Annotated in this window: 6 protein-coding genes and 1 pseudogene; 3 read left to right on the plus strand and 4 right to left on the minus strand. The window is 33.8% G+C overall.

Annotated elements, in window-relative coordinates:
- A pseudogene (locus ACTCDL_RS12530) lies at positions 1–258 on the plus strand (hypothetical protein); the annotation flags it as partial.
- A 61-nt stretch (positions 259–319) separates the two neighbouring features.
- Positions 320–1,081: a MurR/RpiR family transcriptional regulator gene (locus tag ACTCDL_RS12535; protein ID WP_463177155.1), complete on the plus strand. Its 762-nt coding sequence runs from the start codon at positions 320–322 to the stop codon at positions 1,079–1,081.
- Positions 1,082–1,205: 124 nt separating this feature from the next.
- Here ACTCDL_RS12535 and ACTCDL_RS12540 read toward each other — a convergent pair whose 3' ends face one another.
- The 4 genes from ACTCDL_RS12540 to ACTCDL_RS12555 form a co-directional block, all read right to left on the minus strand.
- Positions 1,206–2,531 carry a 6-phospho-alpha-glucosidase gene (locus tag ACTCDL_RS12540; protein WP_463177159.1) on the minus strand — a complete coding sequence of 442 codons (1,326 nt, stop codon included), beginning with the start codon at positions 2,529–2,531 and terminating at the stop codon, positions 1,206–1,208.
- A gap of 113 nt (positions 2,532–2,644) precedes the next feature.
- Positions 2,645–3,136: a PTS sugar transporter subunit IIA gene (locus ACTCDL_RS12545; RefSeq protein WP_463177161.1), complete on the minus strand. Its 492-nt coding sequence runs from the start codon at positions 3,134–3,136 to the stop codon at positions 2,645–2,647.
- Positions 3,137–3,306: 170 nt separating this feature from the next.
- A complete protein-coding gene (locus ACTCDL_RS12550) occupies positions 3,307–4,641 on the minus strand; it encodes a 6-phospho-alpha-glucosidase (protein WP_463177168.1) in 1,335 nt (444 codons plus the stop codon).
- Positions 4,642–4,888: 247 nt separating this feature from the next.
- The gene (locus tag ACTCDL_RS12555) at positions 4,889–6,481 is read right to left on the minus strand and encodes an alpha-glucoside-specific PTS transporter subunit IIBC (RefSeq protein WP_463177163.1); all 1,593 of its coding nucleotides are present in this window, start codon (positions 6,479–6,481) and stop codon (positions 4,889–4,891) included.
- A gap of 716 nt (positions 6,482–7,197) precedes the next feature.
- Between ACTCDL_RS12555 and ACTCDL_RS12560 the strand changes: the two genes are divergently transcribed.
- A partial coding sequence (locus tag ACTCDL_RS12560) for a RepB family plasmid replication initiator protein (protein WP_463177166.1) occupies positions 7,198–8,026 on the plus strand: 829 nt, incomplete at its 3' end.

An 8,026-nucleotide genomic window follows, 5' to 3' on the forward strand; every position in this document is an offset into this window, starting at 1 on the left:
GAAGAGCTAGCAAAACAACGAAAGCAAGAGCAGAAGAAAAAAGAAGATTTAGAGAGAAAGATTAAAGAGAAGGCTCAGCAAAAGGCTAAGGAGAAGTATCAAAAGCTATCTACCAAGGAGATAGCAAGTTATGCTAAAGGCTATGAGACCTTGCCGAAGATGCTTAAGGAGAAGGTATCAAAAGAGGAGTTTGTATTGGGAGCAATTGAGGAGGAAGTGGAGAAAGATTTAAAGGAGTTATCTGAATTGATCATGTAAATAATCGATCTGCAAAGGTTTAGCTAATTTAGAGTAAGTAATAATAAGGGAGGAAGCAATTATGAGATTACAGGAAATTATTAATGATAATTATAATAGATTAAGTGAGAATGATCTATATATTCTAAAATATATCTTAAATCACAAAAAGGAGTGTTGTAATCTAGGCATCAATGAACTTGCTAAAAAATGTAATATCTCTAGAACAACTATCTTTCGCTTAGCAAAAAAGTTAGGATTTAAGGGCTATAGTGAATTTAAATTCCATTTAAAATGGGAAGAGGAGCAGGTTAACCAAGAAGAAAAAGATTATATTGAAAGTCTTTATAAGGATATCAATGAAACTATTAAATTGACTAAAGAGAAGGATTTTGAAGATATTTGCAGATTAATTTATAATGCTGAGCGGGTTTTTGTCTATGGAACAGGAACAGCTCAGCTGACCGTTGCTGGAGAGCTAAAACGAACCTTCTTAGTAGCACATAAGTATTTTCATGTAATTGAAGGGTATACTGAATTTGAAGTGATTACCCCAAGTATCACTAAAGATGATGTTGTGATCTTTATCTCTTTATCTGGGAATACAACCTCTTTTCAAAGCTGTATCAATGAAGTTTCAATGAAAGGGATTGATTCTATTTCCATTACAAACCTCAGTAATAATCAACTATCTAGAATGGTATCCCATAACCTATATGTAACAACCACACCGATGAACTATAAAAATGGTGAGAACTACTCCTTTTCAATGTTCTTTATCCTAATTGAGACCTTATTTAGATATTATATTAAATATCAAGAAGAGCAAAAATCTAAAATTTAAGTATAAGCACATAGGTTGTAGACTTAAAAATACTATTATCTCAATGTTTATACTAAAATAAAGGGAATGTATAAACTATCAACAGCAGAGAATCTTCTTTACTGTTGATAGTTTATAAAATTATTTAGTTTAGTTCTGGCCAATAGTCCTTGTTTGCTTCAATTAAGTCATCTAAGATGTCTTTAGCAACCTTGGCACTTGGTACTGTTTTAGATAGGGTGATTGCTTGCCATAACTTCTGATAAGACCCTTCTGCCCATGCTTCTACTACTAACTTCTCTACAGCTACCTGCTGTTCCATCAATCCCTTTTGGAAGCGAGGAATTTTTCCTATTGATAATGGTTCTGGTCCATTACTACCGACAATACAAGGAATCTCTACCATTGCTGTTGGCTCAAAGTTCTCAATTGCTCCCTTATTTTCTACTATCAATAACATTCTCTCATGGGTATTATAAGCAATTGCTCTAGCCAAATCGACGATATAAGAGGCATGTTCATCAATATGGAGTTTAGAGCCTTTAGTAGATTGCTGCTTAATTATCTTGTCAGCCTCACCAAAGACAAACTTCTCTCGACCATCCATGACCTCATTGGCACGGGTGTACTCTTTATTAGAATGTTCTACCACATAATCTGGGAAGAGATAATATTTTAAATAGGTATTTGGTAAAGTGCTAGGGTCTACTGCATAGACATCTTTAGCTTTATGGAAGGTATCATTCCAGCTTTGATCTACATGCTGTCCCTCATCTGTAGCGGCAACATAACCATATTTGGCCACATGCTCTTTAATCTGAGGCATTAAATCATTACCTGCTTTATCGGTAATACTTGACCACCAACCAAAGTGGTTTAGTCCATAGTAAGTAACATTCATCTCTTTACGTGACTCTAAGCCTACAATTTGAGCCATTCTCTCTTCAATTCCTACTGGCATATCACAGATATTTAATATCTTGGAATCTGGACGTAATTTCCGAGTGGCTTCTGCTACAATAGCTGCTGGGTTAGAGTAATTTAACATCCAAGCATCTGGTGAATATTCTTCCATATAATCGATAATTTCTAAAATGCCTCCAATTGACCGCATTCCATAGGCAATGCCACCTGGTCCACAGGTCTCTTGACCTAGTACATTATATCTTAATGGTATCTTCTCATCTAACTCACGCATTGCATATTTACCAACTCTGATATGAGCCATCACAAAATCTACATCTGTGAAAGCTTCTTTAGGATCTACAGTAGCTAAAAACTCTATTTCTGGTGCTTGCTCTTTTAAAATAATTTCACAAGCTTTAGCAATAATCTCTTGACGCTCTTTATCATTATCATAGAATTTAATCTGACGGATTGGAAATTTATCTAAATTATCTAATAACATCAATACAATTCCTGGAGTAAAGGTACTTCCTCCACCAGCAATTACTACAGAAAATTTCTTCATAATTATCTCCTCCTTGATTCTTTAAGTTTGACTATAAAATTGAGGCTAAGTATAAGTAGAGTATTAAACTAATTTTGTTTATTGAAGCTTAAATTTAATCTTAGACTATATAGCTATACTAATTCACACTTTAACACTAACTCTTTACAATTAATCTCTGAGTTAGCAACTTTGCTAAATTTCTTAATCTTTTCTTGATAATTGGTCACTACTATTGGAGTAATAATCTCTTTATTATTATTTTCTATAAAATTGATATCAAAGTTAAGTAGCTGGTCTCCTACCTCCACTGAGTCACCAACTTTGGCTAAAACCTCAAAGCCTTCTCCCTCTAGTTCAACGGTCTCTAGACCGACATGAATTAGTAGTTCTAGCCCATCCACAGTTTCAATGCCAATAGCATGTTTAGTAGGAAGTATCTGTTTGATTTTACCTTTAACTGGAGAGATCAATTTACCATCATTAGGTATTATGGCAAAGCCATCGCCTACCATCTTTTGAGAAAATACTGGGTCAGGCACCTCGGACAGATCTATTAGCTCTCCATTTAAAGGTGAGTATATCTCTACAATCTTTGGTTGAGATTTGAATAACTTCTTAAACATCTGTCTTACCTCCTTATATAGTCATAGTTGATAGTATATAGTGAATAATGTATAGTTAAAGATTAAAGTCAAAATAATAACTATATCTCTTATATCGAAGGATTATAAGAACTTTTCTTTTTAAGATCTTAACTGTAAATTCTAAATTATACACTATCAACTGCTTTAGGTTAGCTTAATTGAGGCCAATAGTCTTTGTTTGCTTCAATTAAGTCATCTAAGATATCTTTAGCAACCTTGGCACTTGGCACTGTTTTAGATAAAGTAATTGCCTGCCACATTTTTTGATAGCTTCCTTCAATCCAGGCCTCTACTGTAAGTTTTTCTACAGCTACCTGCTGTTCCATTAATCCTTTTTGGAAGCGGGGAATTGCTCCTTGCACAATTTTTTCATAACCATTACTGCCAACAACACAAGGGATCTCTACCATAGCAGTAGGGTCAAAATTCTCTAGTGCCCCTTCATTTGGCACAATCAACAGGAAGCGTTCTTGGGTGTTTTTAGCAATAGCACAAGCTAGATCTACAATGTAGCTGGCATGTACATCAGGTTCAAAGCCACAATCTTTACTAGTACCTTTCTCAATAATCTCTTTACAAGCTCCAAACACCTGTTTTTCTCTTCCATCCATTACTTCATTAGCACGGGTATACTCTGGATTAGAATGCTCCACCACGTAATCTGGAAATAAATAATATTTTAAATAAGTGTTTGGAATTGTAGTTGGGTCGACGGCATAGACATCTCTTACCTTTTGGAAGGTTTCCAGCCAGCTTTGGTCTACATGCTGATCTGTTTTAGCGATAGCATCTGCAAATCCATTGGCTGCTACATGCTCTTTAATCTCTGGCATCAAGTCTTTTCCGTCTTTATCATAAATCTCTGACCACCAACCGAAGTGATTTAACCCATAGTAAGATACCTGCATCTCTTTTCTAGACTTTAGTCCACACATATCTGCCATCTTCTCTTCTAAATCGATTGGCATATCACAAATATTTAAAATTTTAGAGTCTGGTCTTAGTCTTCTAGTAGCTTCTGCAACTATTGCTGCAGGGTTAGAATAATTGAGCATCCATGCCTCTGGTGAATATTCTTCCATATAGTCAAGTATCTCAATTACTCCTCCAATTGACCGCATCCCATAAGCCAATCCTCCAGGACCACAGGTTTCCTGTCCTACCACTCCATATTTTAAAGGAATCTTTTCATCTAGTTCACGCATGGCATATTTTCCCACACGAATATGGGCCAATACAAAATCAACATCACTAAAGGCTCTTTGAGGATCAGTGGTATAAGTAAATTCAATTTCAGGTGCATGCTCTTTTAAATAGATTTCACAGGCTTTTGCTACTATCTCCTGTCTTTGAGCATCATTATCATAAAATTTAATAGAGCGAATTGGAAATCTATCTAAATTATCTAGTAACATCAATACAATCCCTGGAGTAAAGGTACTTCCTCCACCGGCAATGACTACAGAAAATTTCTTCATAATTATCTCCTCCTTGGCTTATATTGCTTATTTAATACTTCCTTTTTATTGGTACCAATAAAAAGGAAGTTACTTTATTTAAAGATTATATCTTAAGTAAAAAGTCTTATTTTCTTATTAACTTATAAACCTATTTGCTTAGAATCTTATTAACTTATAATTTTATAAACTTATAAACTTACAATCTTATGGTCTTACTTAACTTATAAACTTATAATCTTATAAACTTATAATTTGATTGACTTAACCTAATTTAAGCACTTATATTTGGATCATTAAGTAAATTTTCTGAATCATCTCTTACCTGTGGAACAGATAATCCAACGATTACTTGAATTGCTGTTCCATTTCGAACTACTCCATGAGCCCCTGCTTCTTTAAAGACACTATCAGCTAATAATTTATCGCCATCTTTGACAGAAACCCGAAGACGAGTAGCGCAGTTGGTTACATCTACGATATTCTCACTTCCACCTAAGGCTTCTAAAAAGGCCATTGCTTGACTATTTTGTGAAGAGTTATTACTCTGAACTATTGCTCCTTTTTTATTCTTATAATCTGATTTGGTATAGAGTTTAGTCTCTTCACCTTCTACTTCACGCCCAGGGGTAGCAAAGTTAAATTTCAAAATCGCATAGCGAAAGACAAAGAAATAGATTGCTGTAAAAGAAAAACCGATGATAATCTGAGTTATATAAGTACCTGGATGGTATTTAAATAATGGAAGCCAGTTTTGGGCTGCCCATTCAATCAAACCCCCACCAAAGTTTCCTACAACACCAAAGGCAAATTCTGTTGCTGCCAAGGTTGCTGCTAAAGCTGCATGAATAGCAAATAATGCTGGTGCAATAAATAGGAAAGTAAATTCAAGAGGTTCTGTAATACCAGCAACAATAGCTGTTAAAGTAGCTGGAATTAGTAATCCAGCAACAACCTTCTTTTTATCAGGTCTAGCTGTAGTATACATAGCCAAGGCAATACCTATAGAACCAAAGATTTTACTATGACCATGTAAGGCAAAACCACCAGCAGGAAACATCTCTTTTAAGGAATGAGCAGTTGTAGCAAACTCAGATAGATGTTGTGGCCAATAGGCAGCGATTCCATTCTCTACTACGGCAGGTCCAAAGATAAAGGGTCCATAAACAAAGTGGTGTAAGCCTGTTGGAATTAAAATTCTCTCTAAAAAGGTATATAACCAAACTCCAATAACACCAGATGAGGTTAAGAGTATCTGTAAGGATGCTATTCCCATTTGAACTTTTGGCCATAATAGACAAGTCAGTAAAGCTACAGGAAGCATAGCAAAGAAGCCAATCATTACTACAAAACAAGAACCTTGGAAGATACCCAAATAGTCAGGTAATCGTTTAGCAAAATATTTATTATGAAGATAAACGACAATTCCAGCAACTAAAATTGCTCCAATCATTCCTGTATCTAGTGTCTTAATCCCTGCAATCATTGTTAATCCACTGGTACCACCAACCTTGGTACTAAAGTCTACGCCAAAGCTTGGTCCCCAGAGTGTTAACATAGCGTTGATAAAGTAATTGAAGGTTAGATAGGTTACTAATGCCTCCAAACAGGCACGAGCTGATGCTTTTTTAGCTAAAGCAATTGGCAAACCTACTACAAATAAGAGTGGTAGTTGGCGAAATACTGTCCAAGCTCCTTCTTGAACAATAAACCAGAATTTATACCATAGTCCATTGGGATTGGCGATAGAACCTATAATATCTTGGTTCATAAAAAGAATACTTAGCCCAACTGTGATTCCTGCAAAAGCAAATAACAAGACTGGTACAAACATGGCAGCTCCAAAGCGTTGGATTTTTTCCTTCATATATATCATCGCTCCTTGTTTAATTATTTAATTTTCAAAATTTTTCGAAAGTACTTTCGTTAGTCTTATATTAGCAAATTAAATTATTATTTACAATAGCTCTAGCTTACTTAGTTCCTAATCACTGCTATTGTACATTTTCACAAAAAATGTGAATTTTCACAAGGGGATTTCAATGTATATAACAGCAAAAAAATAATAAAATCTGATTAAATTTAATACTAATTAATAATTGAAGATATAGATCAAATCTAATAGTCTAAATAGAGATAATTTGCTGTAAGCTATATAATTAACAGTTATAAGTAGTACTAAAAATTTAAAATATTTTTTTTGCAACCAATCTCACAAATTAACGCGAGTTGAAATCAAAAGTTTTTAAATATTTGATTCCTATTTGGTTAAATGTTTTAACAACAACAATGCTAACTTTATTCTTAAAATTTTAAATTAAAGCTAAAAGTTAACGGAGGATGCTATTGTTGTATATCTTTTATATCTTATAAATCTTTAGGGTTGGACAAGCCTTATTGTAGCAAGGGTTTGTAGGAAAATATGACTATAAATTAAGGAGATATAGCTACATATTAAGGAATTATGACTACAGATTAAGGGGATATAACTACAAATCAAGGAAATATGACTACTTAGTATTGTTGCATATGTAGTTGTATTATGATATGATTTAGAAGAGGTAAAGAATAGGAGGAGTATAGATGAAGAAGGAGATGTTGAATAAGCCCAATCAATTAATAAGTATTATTCCTGAACAGAAGGTCACTACCACTCAAAGAAAAGCATATAATAGTTTTTTAAAGTATGCACAAAGAAAATTAAAGTTTGAAGATTATAAAGAAAACATATTCAAGATTCCTTATAATGAATTACATAAAAGAGCTAACCTCAAAAATAAGAATACTGAGTATATATATCAAGAGTTAGAAGGGCTAATGAAGACTACTGTTAAGATAGTTGATAAGGAAAACCCGTATAACTGGAAAGCATTTACCTTATTAAGTTATATTGAGAGAAAGGATGATTTTTACTATTATGAATTGAACCATTTTATTATTAATGCATTAAAGGAGCAACGGTTCTTTACTCCTTTGAATTTAATGATGATAAAATCTTTTGATAGCCAATATTCAATAATTTTCTATGAGTTAGCTATTAGATATCAAAAATACAAGATACCAAAGATGAGTATTGAAGAGGTTAGGAAGTTAACTAATACTGAAAGTGAATATAAGCGATTCTATAATTTTAGGCGTAGAGTTTTAGATGTAGCCTGTGAGGAAATAAGTGAAAAGACTGATATCAAATTATCCTATTCTACGGAAAAGAGGGGCAGAAGGATTGCTTTTATTGATTTTAAGATTGAGAGGAAAGAGCTGCCTAGGTCAATTGAAGTTAAAGAACAGACATATTCATCAGAAGTTTTAGAGCTATTTCAGTTACTGCCTAGTTTGGAACAGGTTGAGAGTAATAAGAGAGAGTTGGATCAGCTTTTAAAGGAGCATACCATTAGATATTTAAAGGCTGATA

Source organism: Orenia sp. (assembly GCF_055140805.1).